Origin of the sequence: Bacillus sp. 3G2, assembly GCF_044324725.1 — a bacterium.
Classification (GTDB): domain Bacteria; phylum Bacillota; class Bacilli; order Bacillales; family Bacillaceae_G; genus Bacillus_A; species Bacillus_A mobilis.
This window is the reverse complement of the sequence record NZ_CP172246.1, coordinates 5,039,119-5,057,927: the sequence shown is the minus strand read 5'-3', so window position 1 is coordinate 5,057,927 and position 18,809 is coordinate 5,039,119. Positions and strand designations below refer to the sequence as shown.

Here is an 18,809-nt window from a genome sequence, read left to right as displayed (position 1 = left end):
TTTTCGTCCTGCTACTCGCTTGCGGTATGTGGGCTGATTCCTCTCATAAGGAATACATGACAATTGTCATATCGATGTCATGACGCATCATACTGTTTCCTATGTTTTCCAACACGTACAATGTAAATATAAGAAACAGCGGGGGTGGAGAGATGGAAAAGATTATAGAAGTAAATGGTGTTACTAAAACATTTAAACATAAAAAAGCAGTAAATAACGTTTCATTTCATGTGAATAAAGGAGAAATCGTGGCACTACTTGGACCGAATGGTGCAGGGAAAACGACAACGATGTCAATGATGCTTGGATTAAAGGATCCGACGGAAGGAACTGTTTCTATATTTGGAAAGAGTCCCAAGCATAGAGACGTTCGTAATAGCCTCGGTGCGATGCTACAAGAAGTAAGTGTCATTGATAGCATTACAGTGGAAGAGGCGATTGAGTTATTCCGTAGTTATTATACGAATCCGGTAGCGAAAGAAACGTTACTACAGTTATCGAATTTAGAATCGGAGCGGAAGCAAAGATGTGAGAAATTATCAGGTGGGCAAAAAAGAAGGTTAAACTTTGCACTCGCACTTGCAGGAAATCCTGATTTGTTATTTTTAGATGAGCCGACAGTTGGGATGGATATTACGTCCCGAAGAACGTTTTGGGAAACAATTCGAAAGTTAGCAAGTGAAGGGAAAACAATTATTTTAACGACGCACTATTTAGAAGAAGCGGATGCATTGGCGAATCGTATTTTATTGTTTGCGAATGGAAAGATTATCGCAGATGGTACACCAGATGAGATGAAAGCGACGATTTCGCGAAAAACAATCAAGTTTTATTCGAAGGAAAATATTCCTGCAAAATTACTAAAGGAATTACCAAACGTAACAGAAGTACAGTCAAATGAAGGGCACTTCACTTTAACAACTGAAGATACAGATGAAACTTTAAAAGCGATTTATCAAAAGAACTTACCTGTAACAGACGTTTCCGTTGAACGTGGAAGTCTTGATGAAGCATTTGAACAGTTTGTCGCAAAACAGGAGGAGGGAATCGCATGAGAGCGTTATGGATGCAGTGCAAAATAGAGATTTTACGTACATTTCGTAATAAATTATTTATCTTTTTCTCATTATTAATGCCGGTTATGTTTTATTACATCTTTACCAATGTTGTTCAGGTTCCACAAAATGGAGATGCATGGAAAGCACATTATTTAATTTCAATGGCGACGTTCAGTATTGTAGGGACGGCACTTTTTAGTTTCGGTGTAAGAATCTCTCAGGAAAAGGGGCAAGGGTGGACGCATTTATTAAAAATTACACCACTTCCAGAGGGGGCATATATAACAGCCAAAATCATCGCTCAAACTGTAGTGAATGCCTTTTCAATCTTAGTCATCTTTATCGCAGGAATATTAATTAATCATGTTGAGTTAACTGTAGGGCAATGGATTGGTGCTGGATTATGGTTGTTGTTAGGTGTAACACCATTTTTAGCATTAGGAACAGTAATAGGTTCTATTAAGAAGGCGGATGCAGCAGCGGGTTTAGCAAACATTTTAAATATGTGTTTAGCAATTCTTGGTGGTCTATGGATGCCGATCGAAGTATTCCCGAAAATATTAAGATCTATTGGTGAATGGACACCAACATATCATTTCGGAAGCGGTGCATGGGATATTGTAGCTGGGAAATCAGTTGGATGGGAAAATATCGCGGTATTAGGAGGTTATTTCCTTATATTTGTTGTAGTATCAATATATATAAGAAAAAGACAGGAAGCGGTATAAATGATAGAGAAGAAGAGGATTGAAATTTTTCCGAAACATATGGGTTTCTTCCCGTATATGTGGCTTGTGTATCTGTTGTTTCCAATTTACCATTTAGTGCAGGCGTCAGGGTGGAAGCTTGTAATTGGAAGCGGTATGTTGATAGTTTTTATTATCACATACCGTCAGCTTTATTTTGTGCAGAGGACATTTGTTGTTTGGGCATGTATTCAAATGGTACTTATCTTTTTATTTGCTTTATTTTATAATCCTTTCATGATATTCTTTGGCTTTTTCACGGCAAGTGCGATGGGATTTACGCCAAATAAGAAAGTGTTTCGAGTGCTATTATGTTTGTTAGTTATAATGCTTGGGGCATTTTTATTTGTAAATATGAATCAATTAACAACTACAAGTTTAGTAAATATCGTTCCGATGTTTATTTTAATGCTCCTTACGCCTTTCGGTATGCGCAACTTTAATCAAAAAAAGATGTTAAGAAATCAATTAAACGAAGCGAATGAGCAAATTAAGGACTTAGTAAAACGTGAAGAACGGCAGCGGATTGCAAGAGATCTTCATGACACGTTAGGGCATACGTTATCACTCATTACTTTAAAAAGTCAGCTTGTGGAGAAGTTAATTGTAAAAAATCCGGAGCGTGCAAGTGTGGAAGCAAAGGAAATTACGCAAACATCGCGTACCGCTTTAAAGCAGCTAAGGGAATTAATTTCTGATATGCGTATGATTACAGTGGAAGAAGAGCTTGAGCAAATAAAGGCGATCTTACAAGCGGCTAATGTCCAATTAGAAGTGAAGCAGGAAGCAAGTGCGAGTTCGTTATCACCAATTGAGCAAAATATTGTGGGGATGTGTTTACGTGAGGCTGTTACGAATGTTGTAAAGCATAGTAAGGCAACATATTGCACAGTTTCTGTACGAGAATCACAAGGTGAATTGATTTTGACAGTAGAAGATAACGGAATCGGATTAGCGGATCAAAGCCATGATGGAAATGGCATTCGTGGTATGAAGGAGCGCATCGCTCTTATTGATGGGTTTGTTGAACTAGGTACGATCAATCCAGGGACACTATTAACAGTAAAAGTTCCAGTTGTTATTCGAACAGGAAAAGATGAGGTGAGGGCATGATTCGAATTATTATTGCAGAAGATCAGCGGATGCTTCGTGGTGCATTGGGGGCCTTACTTGATCTAGAAGATGATATTGAAGTAATTGGGCAAGCGGCGAACGGGGAAGAAGCGCTAAAACTAATTGAATCGCTACAACCTGATGTAAGTATTATGGATATTGAAATGCCAATTCAAAGCGGATTAGATGTTGCGGAAACGTTAAAGAAAGAAAAATCAGCATGTAAGGTAATGATTTTAACAACATTTGCACGCCCTGGATATTTTGAACGAGCTATGAAAGCTGGCGTGCACGGATATTTATTGAAAGATAGCCCGAGTGAAGATTTAGCTGCATCGATTCGTAATGTAATGAAAGGAAAGCGAGAGATCTCTCAAGATTTAATGTTCGGCTTATGGCAGGAGCAAAATCCGTTATCGGATCGTGAAAAAGAAGTATTGTTACTTGCGAAAGAAGGAAAGACGGCAAATGAAATTGCGAAGGCACTTTATCTTTCACCTGGAACAGTACGTAATTACATTTCTGAAGTATTAACGAAGCTTGATGCGAAAAATAGAATTGAGGCAATTACAATTGCGGAAGAAAAGGGATGGATATGAAAAGAAGTTTACCTATGAGTGGTAAACTTCTTTTTTTTCATAAACAAGTATTTCAATAGAGAGTTTCGTCGCAGTCGCATCGCTCAGAATTTGAAGTATATCGCGTAATTTAGATTTTACTTCATTTTTCGACAAAAAATTTGTTATAGTAAGATTAGGTTGTTGGTCTAAATTTTGGACAACTTTACCACTAACAGTTGTAATTACTCCATTTTTATCTACTTTTACAATAAGATCTTGGCAATATACTTTGTAATTTTTGTAAGTTTGTGCAAGGTGAACTTCGGTTTGATTTTCTTTTGTTTCTTTATTGGTAGGTTGGGAATCTACATTCATTTCAGTTGTCACTCACTCTTGTTGAGCTTTAGCCTCGTTTATCTCACCCTTTAAATACTTTTTCGCCATATATTTTTGTATCATTTTGAGGTTGTGTTAATTTTTAAATCGTTAAACTAGGCTGAGCGATTTCAATTTTTACTTCATTTCTATCTAGTTCTTGGGTGTGAATAGCTTCTGCTGATAAAGGATAAAGAAGATCGAATGTAACGAAAGCATGGGCAAATTTTCTATAGTTTATCTATAAAATTACTAGTCTATTATATTATATGAGATGGATTGTATGAAAAATTTGCCGAATTTTATATATATTATGCATTATTTCATATCAAAAATTGTCGAATTCACATTATTGTAGTGGTATGACAACTTAAAAAATTAGATTGTTATAATGGGATGGTGAGTAAGTGTGCACGCAGAAAAACTAGGAAGTGAAATTAAGAAAATTAGGGTGATGAGAGGATTAACACAAAAGCAGTTATCCGAGAACATATGTCATCAATCGGAAGTGAGTCGAATTGAATCGGGCGCGGTATACCCAAGTATGGATATATTGCAAGGCATTGCAGCAAAGTTACAAGTTCCCATTATTCATTTTTATGAGGTACTCATTTATTCGGATATTGAGAGGAATAAGCAGTTAAAAGATCGAATTATTATGCTTTGTAAGCAAAAGAAATATAAAGAAATTTATAATAAAGTATGGAATGAGTTGAAAAAGGAAGAATATCATCCTGAGCTTCAGCAATTTCTTCAATGGCAATATTATGTATCTGCTTACATATTGAAAAAAATCGATTACGAATATTGTATTTTAGAATTAAAGAAATTGCTCAATCAACAATTGGCGGGAATAGATGTATATCAAAACCTTTATATTGAAAACGCAATTGCAAACATTTACGCTGAAAATGGCCATTTTAAGAAGAGCATTGAGTTATATGAAAATATATTAAAACAATTAGAGGTATTACATGATAATAAAGAGTTTGATGTGAAGGTGAGACATAATCATGCAAAAGCATTATACTTAGACAATCAATACGAAGAAGCACTTTGTCACGCAAATAAAGCCATTGAACTATCGTGTCAAATTAATAGTATGACATTGATTGGACAGTTATACTATCGAAAAGTTGAATGCCTAGAAAAGCTAGAGTGTGATAGAGCAGAAATTGAAGATGCTTACGAAAAAGCGTGTTTCTTTTTTGATATATTAGGAAACCATGCGTTAAAAGAATCACTTATAAAAAAAATGAAGAAATAAAAAAGACGTAAAAAACAAATATGCATAATTGCATACGATGTGGGTAATTTTTCATGATATATTTAAAGAAAAAATGCGGGTGATGGAATATGAAAAAACTACTTATTGGTAGTCTGTTAACATTAGCGATGGCATGGGGTATTTCATTAACAGATACAGTTTTAGAGAAAAACCAAGTAATTTCTCATAATGATCAAGAGATACAATTAGCTTCAGATGTACCTTTTGAATATTAAAAAACAACCGTCTTACTTAGACGGTTGTTTTTTTGTGGAGTAACCTCCAAACGTCTTTACTAGAAACAGGTTTGCTAATAAAGAATCCTTGAATGTTGTCACAGCTTTGTTCATATAAAAACTTCCATTGTTCTTCGGTCTCTACACCTTCCGCAATAACTTCTAAATTTAGTTCTTTAGATAGTGTAATGATGGAGGAGATAATCGCTTCTTCTAAAGGACTATTTGTAATGCCACAAATAAACTCTCGAGCAATTTTTAATGTGTTAATTGGGTATTTTGTTAAATAAGCTAAAGAACTATAACCAGTTCCAAAGTCATCGATTGAAATTTGAATACCGAGATTTTGAAGCTGTTCTAGTTTTGTAACTACAGATTGATTTTGATTAATTGCAATACTTTCCGTAATTTCAATATCTAGTGCTTCCGGTTTTAGTTCTGTTTCTTCTAAAACCTTTGAAATAGTTGGGATTAAATCTGCATGGTTAAATTGAACAACAGATAAATTCACACCAACTTTCAAGTGAGAAAAACCTTGATTATGCCATCTTTTTGCTTCTAAGCAAGCAGTACGTAAAATCCAATTTCCAAGTTCAATAATAAATCCGGTTTCCTCCGCTAGAGGAATGAATTGGGCAGGAGATACGATGCCGAGTTTTGGATGCTTCCAACGGATTAGTGCTTCAAAACCGATAATTTGTTTTGTTGCTGTGCTTACTTGTGGCTGATATTCAAGGAAAAATTCATTTTGTTGTAACGCTTTAGAAAGTTCCCCTTCTAAAAATTCAATCTCATTTTGTGCGATACTCATTTCTTTTGAGAAGAAAACAAATCTATTTTTTCCATTTGCTTTCGCGCAATACATAGCCATATCGGCATTTTTCATTAATTCAGTAACATCAGTTCCATAATCAGGATACATGGCAATTCCGATGCTCGGTGTAATAGATAGTTCTTCATCTTTAATGAAGAATGGTTTGTTTAAAATAGTTAAAATCTGTTCAGCTATAAAAGCCGCACTTCTTTCTGAGTACATATCTGGTAATAGAATTGTAAACTCGTCTCCACCTTGGCGAGCAACAACATCCTTTGAACGTAAGCAACCGCGTAATCTTTTTGCTACTTCAATTAATAATAAATCTCCGACGTCATGACCAAGCCTATCGTTAATTTTTTTGAAGCGATCTAAATCAAGAAACATGACGGCAACATCATTTGCGCTAGTTTGAGCTGTATTTAAAATAGTTTTTAAATCTTTTTCAAATTTTCGACGATTTGGTAATCCTGTGAGTGCATCATGAAAGGCTAAATGTTCTACTTGTTTTTGTTTTTCATATAAAGTTGTAATATCACGTGCTATGCCGAACATCCCGACAACTTCTTTATTTATGAAAGTAGGGATGAGTGTAATGTGAAGGTAATAGTAATAGCCTTCTTTTTCTTTCGTGCGAACTTCTAAAGTTTGTGGTCTACCTTCTTTCGTTATTTGTAACGCTCTCTTTAGTAGATTATGGTCTTTTGAGTCAATAAAGTGTAAAAGGGAATAACTTTCTACTTCACAATAGTAGGCGGTAAATAAACTTTCACATGCCTTATTAGAATGTTGGAAAATACCATTCATATTTAAAGAGAAAACAGCATCGGGATGATCTTCAAATAAAGATTTATAGCGTTGTTCACTTTTGGATAATGCAAATGCACCTTCTTCAACTTCATCTTCTAGTTGTGTAGTCAGCTGTTCATATGTATCGATTAATACTTTATTATCTTTCCACATGTAAAGTTGTCGTAAGAATAATAAAATAAGTGATAATACGAGACCGATTAACATAAACTTATCATCCCAAGGTTGAATGATAATGAAGGAAAAAGTAATGATTATACTAAAATAAGGTAATATAAAGCGTACATAATCGAATCGATAATATTTCGCTTTTGTTTCATGTTGCATTGGTTTATCTAAAATGTATAGTATGGACGATAAACCGATTAATAAAATTGAAGCGGTATGTATTAAATAAGAGACTTCAGCAGAAGTTTGCATTCCTGTGTTTAACTGGAATAGTTGTATATATCCGTACACGAGTATGATAGTAAAGCCGATAATTAATGAGATTCTACTAGAAGAATATTGTTCTCTTCTATATAGGCTAATAACGGCGTAAATTACTAATGATTGTGCGATAAAGCATCCAATTAAAACCCACGTACTCTTTGTTAGCATACCGAAGCTTGAAAGATCCAAAATAAACGTTAAGGTGAAATAAATATTCATAATAACGATAAAGATGCTATCGAATGAGAATTGAGCAAGGCCTCTAATAGAGTAATGTTTTATGAACTTTATAGCGAAGGCAGAAAAGAGTAAAATATATTGTATGATGAAAAAAGGTAGTGCCCTATATGAGAATATGACTTGATCATATATAGAAAGTGAATGAAGAAATAAAGTTATCTCCATAGTTAGTCCGCATATGCAAGTGCATAATAATAACACCCAAAATAGTTTATCACCGCGCTTCATTTTCTTAATTGCTTTATATGAGCAATAACAAGAAAAGATTGCAGCAAAACAAAATAAGAAGAGAATTCCAATTTCTTTTATATTCCACTCATTTGGAATAAAGGATATCCAAAGAGAAAATATACAAATATAAATTATGACAAATTGTACATACTTTTTTTGATTAATCATATTATGACTCCGTTTCAATAAAGTTGAATCTCAGGGGGAAAATGCTAATTTAAATAATAGCATATAAAATAGGAACATTTTTACTATAAGAATTACTTTTTAAAAAAAATGGCGCAATGTTACAATTTACCATTGTAATATTGCGCCATTTATTCTTTTGATCCCTCTTATAGAGGATAATTCATGTATGAATTGCAGCATTGCTAAATCTTTCTGTTTACTTTCAATCATAATATCGAAATTATGATTGATTTTTTTTGCAATGTGTAAGAAAGGCTTAATAAACTCTAAATCAATATATTCAGCATGGGCCCTAAATTCTTTTTTGGATTTAGGGGAGGAAATGTGAACTTTAGGAGGGATATTTGTATGTGACCAAGTTTCAAAAATTGCAGGAAGTAACACTTCTAGCGGTTCTTCGCAAAGGTTTGCTATGTGATGATGATAATCAAATACGAATGGGATCTTTTCTTTTTGGCAAATCGATAAAGTTTCAGCAGTTGTATATGTTTTATCATCGTTTTCAAGCGTCATTTGTTTTTTTATATGTGTAGGAAGTTTTTTTATATTTTCATGGAAACGCCCAACCGCTTGTTCTTTATTTCCATAGGCACCACCTACATGGATATTAATATAGGAAGAATCTGCAATGCCTATTGCATCTAATACTTTATAATGATAGGCCATATCTGTAATAGCGTTAGTTGTAATATGTGGCTTGTCGCTTGTAAATAGCGTAAATTGATTTGGATGAAAACTTACTCGTAAATTGTGTTCTTTAATTAATGCCCCAATTTTACGCCAAAGCGGTGTAAATGCCCCGATATAATCAAACTCGACTTCGGGATGTGTTGCAAGTGGGACGATGGAAGAGGATAAACGATATAACGGAATTTCATGCGCTATATTGTAATGAAGAATACGTATTGTATGCTCAAGGTTCTGCCTTGTAACATCGTACAATTTATCTTCTCTTTCTTGTTTGCTGAGCTTTTGAAAGCTTGTAAACGTCATCGTTTTGGCAGGAGAACAGTCCCACAGTGCCATTGCATGTGAGACATATCCAAACCGCATAATCATATGTGATACACCTCTTTTTACTCAGTATCTTTCCTATAAGAAGAAAGCAAATACCGTTCCTATCCATTCTTTCCCTCTATCAATAAGGGAATGCGGGCTAACATCTTTAAAGGAAAGTAATGACGCATTTTCTAGATCTTCATGGAATTTGTTTTTTACTGTTTGTATAAAATGTTTATCATATAAAAGGCAGTTGATTTCATGATTAATATATAAACTTCTCATATCAAAGTTTGCAGTTCCGATATCACAAATATAATCGTCCGCTATAATAACTTTAGCGTGAAAAAAACCTTGTTGAAATGCGTAAATATTACAACCGGCTTGTATTAACTTTCGGCAATAGGGAAATTTTGCTTCTCGAACAAGGGCGTGATCAGCTTTTTCTGGAACGAGAATCGTGATTTGAACCCCACGTTTTCGTGCTTTTAATAATGCGTTCATAATTTTTTTTCCAGGAATGAAATATGGTGTACCGATAAAGAGTTCTTTTTCTGTATTTTCAATTAAGTGTAAAAAGGTATGTTGTAAATAGGCCCCATCTGTCGGAATAAATTGATGTTGGATGATACCAGTTTGCAGTTTCGGAAAATAAAGAGAAGTATCCAATAAGTTTTGGTTTGTATCATCAAACCAGTCATGTAAAAATTGTTTTTGTAAATCTTGTACACCTTCGCCTGTAAGACGTAAATGATAATCGCGCCATAATCCTAATTTTTGATTATGCCCTAAATATTCTTCTCCAATATTAAATCCACCAATATAACCAATTTTCCCGTCAATAACTGTAATTTTTCTATGGTTTCTTTGATTGGCAGAAAAGAATAGGAACGGAAATTTCATTTTATGACAAAATGAAAAAGAGACGCCGTGTTTTTGTAGGGAACGAATTGCCTCGTTTGATAAATGATGGCTTCCCAATCGATCGAGTAAAAGTCTTACTTCAATTCCTTCCTGTGCCTTATCGATAAGTAACTTTAAAAATTCACGACTGATTTTATCGTTTTTTACAATGAAGAATAAAACGTGCACATGGTGCCTTGCTTGTTGTATATCAGTAAATAAAGCATCATATAAATCTTGCCCGTATGTATAAAGGTGAAAATTACTTTGACGTAAAGGGAAAGTACGAGAGCGCACACGCTTTAAATGAAGAGTTCTCCCATATAAAAGGTCAATTGTGATCCAAAGAGTAACGCATAGTAACAAGAGAGATAAGAAGAACATAAGTGAATTCCCTCCTTTGCATTCTTTTCACCTTCATTTTGCTGGTTACCTGGTAAAGTCCGATTGGTGAGGCTAATAGTCAGTAAGGAATAAACAGCTCTCTACTGATTAAAGTTTCACTTTATAGTTTCACCGAAATAAACAACTTTATGAAAAAATATGTTGTTGTATAACAAAAAAACTGTTGACTGAATGCTCACTCATTATATAATGAAGATAGGGGAAAAAATTCAGAAAATTATATGTTTTTGAAGATTCTAAAAAAGAAAGAGGGCTTACAAAGAGAGGGGTAGCATAAAAATGAATAGCTTACTGATCATGAATTGGCTGGCTGCCATTGCTGTTATTGCTTATGCGGGATATTTGTTTGTGTATCTTATACGAACGAGGATGGCCTACATACAGTTAGGAAAAAAGATTGAATTTGACCGTCGTTTTAAAGAGCGTTGGGACCTCCTTAAGGTCAATGTTTTCGGTCAGAAAAAGCTGCTGAAAGATAAGAAGAGCGGCATTATTCACGTTATGTTCTTTTACGGATTTATTCTTGTCCAATTTGGAGCAATTGACTTCGTTTGGAAAGGACTCGCACCAGGATCACATCTTCCACTTGGACCACTATACCCTGCATTTACATTCTTCCAGGAAATTGTCACACTTGTTATTTTAATTGCAGTCTTTTGGGCTTTTCATAGACGTTATGTTGAGAAGCTAGTTCGTTTAAAACGTAATTTCAAATCAGGCCTTGTTCTTATCTTTATTGGTGGCTTAATGGTTTCTGTGCTACTCGGTAATGGGATGGGAATTATATGGCACGGCGAGGAGCTTTCATGGAGTGAACCAATCGCTTCTGCAATCGCTTACGTTTTCTCGGGAATAAATGAAACCGTAGCCATTTCTGTGTTCTATTTCTCTTGGTGGGTGCATCTACTAATTTTGTTAACGTTTTTAGTGTATGTTCCACAATCAAAACACGCGCATTTAATTGCGGGACCAGCCAACGTTTTCTTCGGTCGTCTTTCAAATCCAGGGAAACTTGAAAAGATTGACTTTGAAGATGAAACGCAAGAAACATTTGGTGTTGGTAAAATTGAAGACTTTAGACAAAATCAGCTTATTGATTTATACGCTTGTGTAGAGTGTGGTCGCTGTACAAATATGTGCCCGGCAACAGGAACAGGGAAAATGTTATCGCCGATGGATTTAATTTTAAAACTTCGCGATCATTTAACTGATAAAGGAGCAGCAGTGACATCAAAAGCACCGTGGGTTCCAGTAGTTGCTTTTAATAATACACAAGGAAATCAGTTAGCGATGATGGCAGCTGGGAAAGGGCAACAAGAATCAGCAGCTACAACGCTAGCTTACGATCCGAGTTTAATCGGAGATGTTATTACAGAGGAAGAGATTTGGGCTTGTACAACGTGCCGTAACTGTGAAGACCAGTGTCCGGTTATGAATGAGCACGTTGACAAAATTATTGATTTACGCCGCTATCTCGTTTTAACAGAAGGAAAGATGGACGCGGAAGCGCAGCGTGCGATGACAAACATCGAGCGTCAAGGGAATCCATGGGGACTGAACCGTAAAGAGCGTGAAACTTGGCGCCAAGGTGATGATGAAGTAACGGTTCCAACTGTAAAAGAAAAATCGAAAGCTGGCGAGGAGTTCGAATATTTATTCTGGGTTGGTTCAATGGGATCATATGATAATCGTAGTCAGAAGATTGCAATATCATTTGCGAAGTTAATGAACGAAGCAGGCATTTCATTCGCGATACTTGGTAATAAAGAAAAGAATTCTGGGGATACACCGCGACGTCTTGGAAATGAATTTGTCTTCCAAGAGATGGCGACAAAGAATATCGAGGAATTTGAAAAAGCAGGAGTGAAGAAAATCGTTACGATTGATCCTCACGCTTATAACACATTTAAAAATGAGTATCCAGACTTTGGCTTGCAAGCAGAAGTCTATCATCATACAGAATTGTTAGCTCAGTGGGTGAAAGAAGGGCGATTAAAACCTGTTCACGCTATTGAGGAAACAGTTACGTACCATGATTCCTGTTATTTAGGAAGATACAACGAAGTATATGAAGCACCGCGCGACATTTTGAAAGCAATTCCTGGTGTGAACCTTGTAGAAATGGCACGAAACCGTGAAACAGGAATGTGTTGTGGCGCAGGTGGTGGCCTAATGTGGATGGAAGAAACAGCAGGTTCACGTATTAACGTCGCTCGTACAGAACAAGCACTAGCTGTAGAGCCATCCATTATCGGTACAGGTTGTCCATATTGCTTAACGATGATTAGTGATGGGACGAAAGCGAAAGAAGTAGAAGAGAATGTTCAAACTCTTGATGTAACAGAGATTTTAGAACGCTCTGTTATCGGACAGAAGAAAGAAGCTATGTAATCTGCAAGCATGAATACAACTTTAGAGAGAGGTGCAATCATTGCACCTCTTCTCAACGTAAGAACACCGAGCGAGCGCTCGGTGCTAAAAAAAGAGATGGGGGAAATAGATATGAGTAAAACAGTTATTTTAAGTGCTGCAAGAACACCGGTTGGGAAATTTGGAGGATCTTTAAAAGACGTGAAAGCAACAGAACTTGGGGGAATTGCAATTAAAGCAGCGCTTGAAAGAGCAAATGTTTCTGCTAATGATGTTGAAGAAGTTATATTCGGAACAGTTATTCAAGGTGGACAGGGACAAATTCCATCACGCCAAGCTGCGAGGGCTGCTGGAATCCCTTGGGAAGTGCAGACGGAAACGGTGAATAAAGTTTGTGCATCAGGGCTTCGTGCGGTTACATTAGCGGATCAAATTATTCGTACTGGTGATCAATCACTTATTGTAGCTGGCGGTATGGAGTCGATGAGTAATAGTCCTTATATTTTACGCGGAGCAAGATGGGGATACAGAATGGGCAACAACGAAGTGATTGATTTAAACGTTGCTGACGGTTTAACATGCGCATTTTCAGGTATACACATGGGTGTTTATGGCGGAGAAGTTGCGAAGGAAGATGGAATCTCTCGTGAAGCGCAAGATGAATGGGCGTACCGTAGCCATCAACGTGCGGTTTCAGCGCATAAAGAAGGACGTTTTGAAGAAGAAATCGTACCAGTAACGATTCCGCAAAGAAAAGGCGATCCTATTGTCGTTGCAAAAGATGAGGCGCCACGCGCGGATACAACGATTGAAAAATTAGCGAAATTAAAACCTGTATTTGATAAGACATCAGCAGTGACAGCGGGTAATGCACCAGGACTAAATGATGGTGGTGCTGCACTTGTACTAATGAGCGAAGACAGAGCGAAGCAAGAAGGAAGAAAGCCATTAGCGACAATTTTGGCACATACGGCAATTGCAGTGGAGTCTAAAGATTTCCCAAGAACGCCAGGTTATGCAATTAACGAATTGTTGAAAAAAACAGGCAAGACAATTGAAGATATCGATTTATTCGAGATTAATGAAGCATTTGCAGCGGTAGCAATTGCCAGTACAGAGATTGCAGGAATTGACCCAGACAAATTGAATGTAAATGGCGGCGCAGTGGCAATGGGACATCCGATTGGAGCAAGTGGAGCGCGTATTATCGTTACACTTATCCACGCACTGAAGCAGCGCGGCGGCGGAATTGGAATTGCTTCGATTTGTAGCGGTGGCGGTCAAGGTGACGCAATTATGATTGAAGTTCGTTAATTTACGTGTAGGTAATTTTTGATTTATTAACAATTTATATTAAGGGGGAAGAAAGAATGGGTGTACAAAAAATAGTTGTAATTGGTGCGGGACAAATGGGATCGGGAATTGCGCAAGTATGTGCAATGGCAGGATATGATGTGAAGGTACAAGATTTAAAACAAGAGCAATTAGACAGAGGATTGGCTATTATTACGAAAAACTTAGCGCGCCAAGTAGAAAAAGGGCGCATGAAGGAAGAAGAGAAGGAAGCAACGTTAAATCGCCTTACAGTAACGCTTGATTTAGATTGTGTGAAGGAAGCGGACCTTATTATTGAAGCAGCTGTTGAGAAAATGGATATTAAAAAGAAAATCTTTGCGAATCTAGATGAAATTGCTCCAGATCACGCAATTTTAGCGACGAATACGTCATCTCTACCAATTACAGAAATTGCAGCGGTAACGAAACGTCCGGAGAAAGTAATCGGTATGCACTTTATGAATCCGGTTCCGGTTATGAAGCTTGTTGAGATTATTCGTGGTTTGGCTACAGATGATGCGGTATATGAAACGATTGAGGATATTACGAAGAAAATTGGGAAAGTACCAGTTGAAGTAAATGATTTCCCAGGGTTTGTATCAAACCGTATTTTATTACCGATGATTAACGAGGCGATCTATACGTTATATGAAGGTGTAGCGACGAAAGAAGCGATTGATGAAGTAATGAAACTCGGTATGAATCATCCGATGGGGCCTTTAACGCTCGCTGATTTTATCGGTTTAGATACATGTTTATACATTATGGAAGTGTTGCATGAAGGCTTAGGTGATAGTAAATATCGCCCATGTCCATTATTACGCAAGTATGTGAATGCAGGATGGTTAGGACGTAAAACGGGTCGTGGCTTCTACGTTTACGAATAAAATCCTCCCTTTATTAAAATAGTGGTCTTACCAAATTGTTAAAAAGATATATAGCAAACGGAGGCGAAGTACATGAATTTTCATTTTACTGAAGAGCAACAAATGATGAGGAAAATGGTTCGAGATTTTGCGCAGAAGGAAATAGCTCCCTTTGTTCCTAGTATGGAACAAGGGGTGTTCCCGAAAGAGATTTTGCAAAAGATGGGTGAGCTTGGACTAATGGGTATTCCAGCGCCTGCAAAATATGGCGGGGCAGAAATGGATTTTATTTCTTACATTTTAGCAATTGAGGAAATTTCAAAGGTAAGTGCAACGGTTGGTGTAATTTTAGCTGTACATACGTCAGTTGGAATGAATCCGATTTTATACTTCGGAACAGAAGACCAGAAGCAGAAATATGTTTCTAAACTTGCGACTGGTGAGTATTTAGGTGCATTTGCATTAACAGAACCAAATGCAGGATCAGATGCAGGGAGTTTGAAATCAAGAGCTGTAAAGAAAGACGATCACTACATTATTAATGGATCGAAAGTATTTATTACAAATGGCGGTGAAGCAAGTACATATATTGTATTCGCTTCTACAAATCCAGAGGCAGGAAAAAGTGGGATTTCTGCATTTATAGTAGAGAAAGATACACCGGGCTTAATTATTGGAAAAGATGAGCACAAAATGGGACTTCTCGGTTCTCGCACAGTACAACTTACGTTCGAAGATATGAAAGTGCCGACTGAGAATTTACTTGGTGAAGAAGGACAAGGATTTAAGGTAGCGATGGCGAATTTAGATGTTGGACGAATTGGAATTGGTGCACAGGCTTTAGGAATTGCGGAAGCAGCGCTTGCATGTGCAATTGATTATGCGAAAGAACGTAAGCAATTCGGAAAGCCAATTGCGGCGCAGCAAGGAATCGGATTCAAACTTGCAGATATGGCAACTAGTGTAGAAGCAGCGCGATTACTCGTATATAGAGCGGCATCGCTAAGAGCACAAGGGTTACCATGTGGTAAAGAGGCATCTATTGCGAAATTATTCGCTTCTAAGACGGCTGTTGAAGTTGCGATTGAAGCGGTGCAAGTATTTGGTGGTTACGGTTATACGAAAGACTATCCAGTAGAACGCTTTTTCCGTGATGCGAAAATCACGCAAATATATGAAGGAACGAGTGAGATACAGAAACTTGTTATTAGTCGAGCTTTATAAAAGGACAAGGGGGAGACGGGCATGCATTTTAAACTATCAGAAGAACATGAAATGATAAGAAAAATGGTTCGGGATTTTGCTAAGAACGAAGTAGCACCTACGGCAGCTGAGCGTGATGAAGAAGAGAGATTTGATCGTGCACTATTTGATCAAATGGCAGAGCTTGGTTTAACCGGCATTCCGTGGCCTGAAGAATACGGCGGAATTGGAAGCGATTACTTAGCGTATGTAATTGCTATCGAAGAATTATCTCGTGTTTGTGCTTCAACAGGTGTAACACTGTCTGCACATACTTCACTTGCTGGTTGGCCAATTTTTAAATTTGGAACGGAAGAACAAAAGCAAAAGTTTTTACGACCGATGGCTGAAGGGAAGAAAATTGGTGCATACGGCTTAACAGAGCCGAGTTCTGGTTCGGATGCTGGTGGAATGAGGACAACTGCGAAACGAGATGGAGACCATTACATTTTAAATGGATCGAAAATCTTTATTACAAATGGCGGTATTGCTGATATTTATGTTGTTTTTGCGTTAACTGATCCTGAATCGAAGCAACGTGGTACGAGCGCGTTTATTGTGGAAAGTGATACACCAGGATTTTCAGTTGGGAAGAAGGAAAGCAAGTTAGGGATTCGTTCTTCACCAACAACTGAAATTATGTTCGAAGATTGCCGTATTCCTGTAGAGAACCTACTCGGGGAAGAGGGCCAAGGATTTAAAGTTGCGATGCAAACATTAGATGGTGGTCGTAATGGTATTGCCGCGCAAGCAGTCGGTATTGCGCAAGGGGCTTTAGATGCTTCTGTAGAATATGCAAGAGAGCGTCATCAGTTTGGGAAACCAATTGCGGCGCAGCAAGGAATTGGCTTTAAACTTGCAGATATGGCAACGGATGTGGAGGCGGCGCGTCTTCTAACATATCAAGCGGCTTGGCTTGAATCGGAAGGGCTTCCGTACGGGAAAGAGTCAGCGATGTCAAAAGTATTTGCAGGTGATACAGCGATGAAGGTGACGACTGAAGCGGTACAAGTATTTGGTGGTTATGGTTATACGAAAGATTATCCAGTAGAGCGTTATATGCGCGATGCAAAGATTACACAAATATATGAGGGAACACAAGAGATTCAAAGGCTTGTAATTTCTCGTATGTTAACGAAGTAGGAACGAAAGCGTAGGTATTTTCCTACGCTTTTTCCTTCCAAAAAATAATAGAGAGAGGTGAAGGGGATGGTTAAACATAATGTACATGCGTCCGTGAAAGATGAAAAATTAGTTGCGTTAAGACGTGAACAAATGATTAAAGGTGCGGTGCAATTGTTTAAGCAAAAAGGGTTCCCACGTACAACAACGAGAGAGATTGCGAAGGCGGCTGGGTTTAGTATTGGAACACTTTATGAGTACATTCGTACAAAAGATGATGTTTTATATTTAGTTTGTGATAGTATTTATGAACATGTAAAAGAAAGATTAGAGGAAGTAGTGTGTACAGAAAAAGGAAGTATAGAAAGTTTAAAGATAGCAATAACGAATTATTTTAAAGTGATGGACGAATTGCAGGAAGAAGTATTGATAATGTATCAAGAGGTACGTTTTTTACCGAAAGAATCACTCCCGTACGTATTAGAAAAAGAGTTTCAAATGGTCGGGATGTTTGAGAATATTTTAGAGCAGTGTACAGAAAATGGGACATTTACATTAAATAAAAAAGAGATACAGCTTCTTGCACATAACATTTTCATACAAGGACAAATGTGGGGATTTAGACGTTGGGCCCTGCAAAAACTATATACGCTTGAAGAATATACAGAAATGCAAATTAGGTATGTACTGCAAGGAGCGCATATGTTTCCGAAATAAGGAATAGACAAATTATAATTTTATTACCATATTAAAGTTTCCCGTTTTTTTTGTAGCATATTTGTGCGACTTTTGTTTATAATGAATAGTATGGATTTTTTTAAGCAGACCGTTATATATAAGGTTATATTTGAAGAAAGGAAGTGCCGCATAAGTGAATTTTAAGCAATATTCACCAGAAGAGCTAAAAGAATGTTCAATGATTGAAGTTGTACATAGCGTTTTAGGGGATAAAAGACAAGCAACGACATTCAACGAGTTGGTTCAAGAAATCGCTCAAGTGCTGGGACTATCTCAAGAGCAAGTTAATGCGAAACTCGCACAATTTTATACAGATTTAAACATCGATGGACGTTTCATTAATTTAGGAGAAAATCGTTGGGGGCTACGCAGCTGGTACCCATACGAGCAAATTGATGAAGAAATCTTACCTCAGCCAAAACCGAAGAAGAAACGTAAAGTTGAAGAAGACGGTTTTGACGACTACATTGAAGAAGATGAAGACTTCGACGATGCAGACGGAAATGAAGAAGACGAAGAGGTAGAAGATTTGGACAAGGTTCTTGAAGAAGAAGACGGAGATGACGATGATCTTGATGATTTAGATGAAGATGATGACGATGACTTCGCCGAAGAAGAACTTGAGTACGATGAAACTGAAGAAGAAGAAGAGGAAGAACTGTAGTTCTTGACTTTTCATTATCGTCCATGTAGAATCATTTTTGGGCTCTTTAAAAAAGGACGATAATACTTTTAAAGTGTAAATATAAAAGAAAATT

The 18,809-nt window shown here is 37.0% G+C and carries 17 protein-coding genes; 13 read left to right on the top strand and 4 right to left on the bottom strand.

Annotated features, from left to right (window positions below; genetic code table 11):
- Window positions 1-152 precede the first annotated feature (152 nt).
- Genes ACHZK0_RS26100 through ACHZK0_RS26085 form a run of 4 tightly spaced genes read left to right on the top strand, consistent with a single transcriptional unit; the run spans window position 153 to window position 3,516 of the window.
- Window positions 153-1,055, top strand: coding sequence for an ABC transporter ATP-binding protein (locus ACHZK0_RS26100; RefSeq protein WP_395761039.1), 903 nt, complete (start codon window positions 153-155; stop codon window positions 1,053-1,055).
- Entirely contained in the window at window positions 1,052-1,786 is a 735-nt protein-coding gene (locus ACHZK0_RS26095; RefSeq protein WP_270340434.1) for an ABC transporter permease, read from the top strand. Before ACHZK0_RS26100 ends, ACHZK0_RS26095 begins: the two co-directional genes overlap by 4 nt.
- On the top strand, window positions 1,787-2,917 hold the full coding sequence (locus ACHZK0_RS26090) for a sensor histidine kinase (protein ID WP_270340435.1): 1,131 nt from the start codon (window positions 1,787-1,789) through the stop codon (window positions 2,915-2,917).
- Window positions 2,914-3,516 carry a response regulator transcription factor gene (locus ACHZK0_RS26085; protein WP_000619264.1) on the top strand — a complete coding sequence of 201 codons (603 nt, stop codon included), beginning with the start codon at window positions 2,914-2,916 and terminating at the stop codon, window positions 3,514-3,516. The genes ACHZK0_RS26090 and ACHZK0_RS26085 overlap by 4 nt, the downstream gene beginning before the upstream one ends.
- Window positions 3,517-3,528: 12 nt before the next feature.
- Here the strand turns inward: ACHZK0_RS26085 and ACHZK0_RS26080 are convergent, their stop codons facing one another.
- The gene (locus ACHZK0_RS26080) at window positions 3,529-3,852 is read right to left on the bottom strand and encodes a bacillolysin (RefSeq protein WP_061680123.1); all 324 of its coding nucleotides are present in this window, start codon (window positions 3,850-3,852) and stop codon (window positions 3,529-3,531) included.
- 409 nt (window positions 3,853-4,261) lie between these two features.
- Between ACHZK0_RS26080 and plcR the strand changes: the two genes are divergently transcribed.
- Both plcR and ACHZK0_RS26070 read left to right on the top strand, forming a co-directional pair.
- On the top strand, window positions 4,262-5,119 hold the full coding sequence (gene plcR / locus ACHZK0_RS26075; protein WP_270340436.1) for a transcriptional regulator PlcR: 858 nt from the start codon (window positions 4,262-4,264) through the stop codon (window positions 5,117-5,119).
- Window positions 5,120-5,208: 89 nt separating this feature from the next.
- Window positions 5,209-5,355, top strand: coding sequence for a quorum-sensing peptide PapR (locus tag ACHZK0_RS26070; protein WP_097852468.1), 147 nt, complete (start codon window positions 5,209-5,211; stop codon window positions 5,353-5,355).
- A 16-nt stretch (window positions 5,356-5,371) separates the two neighbouring features.
- On the opposite strand, the gene ACHZK0_RS26065 is transcribed toward ACHZK0_RS26070, so the two are convergent.
- The 3 genes from ACHZK0_RS26065 to cls form a co-directional block, all read right to left on the bottom strand.
- Entirely contained in the window at window positions 5,372-8,050 is a 2,679-nt protein-coding gene (locus ACHZK0_RS26065) for a DUF4084 domain-containing protein (RefSeq protein WP_395761038.1), read from the bottom strand.
- 126 nt (window positions 8,051-8,176) lie between these two features.
- Window positions 8,177-9,130, bottom strand: a complete 954-nt coding sequence (gene uvsE / locus ACHZK0_RS26060; RefSeq protein ID WP_270340438.1) for a UV DNA damage repair endonuclease UvsE — start codon at window positions 9,128-9,130, stop codon at window positions 8,177-8,179.
- Between the two features lie 33 nt (window positions 9,131-9,163).
- Window positions 9,164-10,357 carry a cardiolipin synthase gene (gene cls, locus ACHZK0_RS26055; protein ID WP_262741381.1) on the bottom strand — a complete coding sequence of 398 codons (1,194 nt, stop codon included), beginning with the start codon at window positions 10,355-10,357 and terminating at the stop codon, window positions 9,164-9,166.
- A gap of 300 nt (window positions 10,358-10,657) precedes the next feature.
- Here cls and ACHZK0_RS26050 point away from each other — a divergent pair, with 300 nt between their 5' ends.
- The 7 genes from ACHZK0_RS26050 (at window position 10,658) to rpoE (ending at window position 18,715) form a co-directional block, all read left to right on the top strand.
- Window positions 10,658-12,769 carry a heterodisulfide reductase-related iron-sulfur binding cluster gene (locus ACHZK0_RS26050; RefSeq protein ID WP_270340439.1) on the top strand — a complete coding sequence of 704 codons (2,112 nt, stop codon included), beginning with the start codon at window positions 10,658-10,660 and terminating at the stop codon, window positions 12,767-12,769.
- Window positions 12,770-12,778: 9 nt separating this feature from the next.
- Entirely contained in the window at window positions 12,779-14,062 is a 1,284-nt protein-coding gene (locus tag ACHZK0_RS26045; RefSeq protein ID WP_073517205.1) for an acetyl-CoA C-acetyltransferase, read from the top strand.
- Between the two features lie 56 nt (window positions 14,063-14,118).
- A complete protein-coding gene (locus ACHZK0_RS26040) occupies window positions 14,119-14,970 on the top strand; it encodes a 3-hydroxybutyryl-CoA dehydrogenase (protein ID WP_071710803.1) in 852 nt (283 codons plus the stop codon).
- Between the two features lie 72 nt (window positions 14,971-15,042).
- Window positions 15,043-16,173 carry an acyl-CoA dehydrogenase gene (locus ACHZK0_RS26035; protein WP_395761037.1) on the top strand — a complete coding sequence of 377 codons (1,131 nt, stop codon included), beginning with the start codon at window positions 15,043-15,045 and terminating at the stop codon, window positions 16,171-16,173.
- A 21-nt stretch (window positions 16,174-16,194) separates the two neighbouring features.
- Entirely contained in the window at window positions 16,195-17,334 is a 1,140-nt protein-coding gene (gene acdA / locus ACHZK0_RS26030) for an acyl-CoA dehydrogenase AcdA (protein WP_262741384.1), read from the top strand.
- 66 nt (window positions 17,335-17,400) lie between these two features.
- Window positions 17,401-18,030, top strand: coding sequence for a TetR/AcrR family transcriptional regulator (locus ACHZK0_RS26025; RefSeq protein WP_000238598.1), 630 nt, complete (start codon window positions 17,401-17,403; stop codon window positions 18,028-18,030).
- Between the two features lie 154 nt (window positions 18,031-18,184).
- Complete coding sequence (rpoE, locus tag ACHZK0_RS26020; protein WP_262741385.1) at window positions 18,185-18,715, top strand: DNA-directed RNA polymerase subunit delta; 531 nt, start codon at window positions 18,185-18,187, stop codon at window positions 18,713-18,715.
- The last annotated feature ends 94 nt before the right edge of the window (window positions 18,716-18,809 follow it).

What these genes read in the sequence shown, in the direction of transcription:
- ACHZK0_RS26100 (WP_395761039.1), top strand. Translation starts at nt 153, where the DNA reads ATGGAAAAGATTATAGAAGTAAATGGTGTTACTAAAACATTTAAACAT.
- ACHZK0_RS26095 (WP_270340434.1), top strand. Translation starts at nt 1,052, where the DNA reads ATGAGAGCGTTATGGATGCAGTGCAAAATAGAGATTTTACGTACATTT.
- ACHZK0_RS26090 (WP_270340435.1), top strand. Translation starts at nt 1,787, where the DNA reads ATGATAGAGAAGAAGAGGATTGAAATTTTTCCGAAACATATGGGTTTC.
- ACHZK0_RS26085 (WP_000619264.1), top strand. Translation starts at nt 2,914, where the DNA reads ATGATTCGAATTATTATTGCAGAAGATCAGCGGATGCTTCGTGGTGCA.
- ACHZK0_RS26080 (WP_061680123.1), bottom strand. Translation starts at nt 3,852, where the DNA reads ATGAATGTAGATTCCCAACCTACCAATAAAGAAACAAAAGAAAATCAA.
- ACHZK0_RS26070 (WP_097852468.1), top strand. Translation starts at nt 5,209, where the DNA reads ATGAAAAAACTACTTATTGGTAGTCTGTTAACATTAGCGATGGCATGG.
- ACHZK0_RS26065 (WP_395761038.1), bottom strand. Translation starts at nt 8,050, where the DNA reads ATGATTAATCAAAAAAAGTATGTACAATTTGTCATAATTTATATTTGT.
- uvsE (WP_270340438.1), bottom strand. Translation starts at nt 9,130, where the DNA reads ATGATTATGCGGTTTGGATATGTCTCACATGCAATGGCACTGTGGGAC.
- cls (WP_262741381.1), bottom strand. Translation starts at nt 10,357, where the DNA reads ATGTTCTTCTTATCTCTCTTGTTACTATGCGTTACTCTTTGGATCACA.
- ACHZK0_RS26050 (WP_270340439.1), top strand. Translation starts at nt 10,658, where the DNA reads ATGAATAGCTTACTGATCATGAATTGGCTGGCTGCCATTGCTGTTATT.
- ACHZK0_RS26045 (WP_073517205.1), top strand. Translation starts at nt 12,779, where the DNA reads ATGAATACAACTTTAGAGAGAGGTGCAATCATTGCACCTCTTCTCAAC.
- ACHZK0_RS26040 (WP_071710803.1), top strand. Translation starts at nt 14,119, where the DNA reads ATGGGTGTACAAAAAATAGTTGTAATTGGTGCGGGACAAATGGGATCG.
- ACHZK0_RS26035 (WP_395761037.1), top strand. Translation starts at nt 15,043, where the DNA reads ATGAATTTTCATTTTACTGAAGAGCAACAAATGATGAGGAAAATGGTT.
- acdA (WP_262741384.1), top strand. Translation starts at nt 16,195, where the DNA reads ATGCATTTTAAACTATCAGAAGAACATGAAATGATAAGAAAAATGGTT.
- ACHZK0_RS26025 (WP_000238598.1), top strand. Translation starts at nt 17,401, where the DNA reads ATGGTTAAACATAATGTACATGCGTCCGTGAAAGATGAAAAATTAGTT.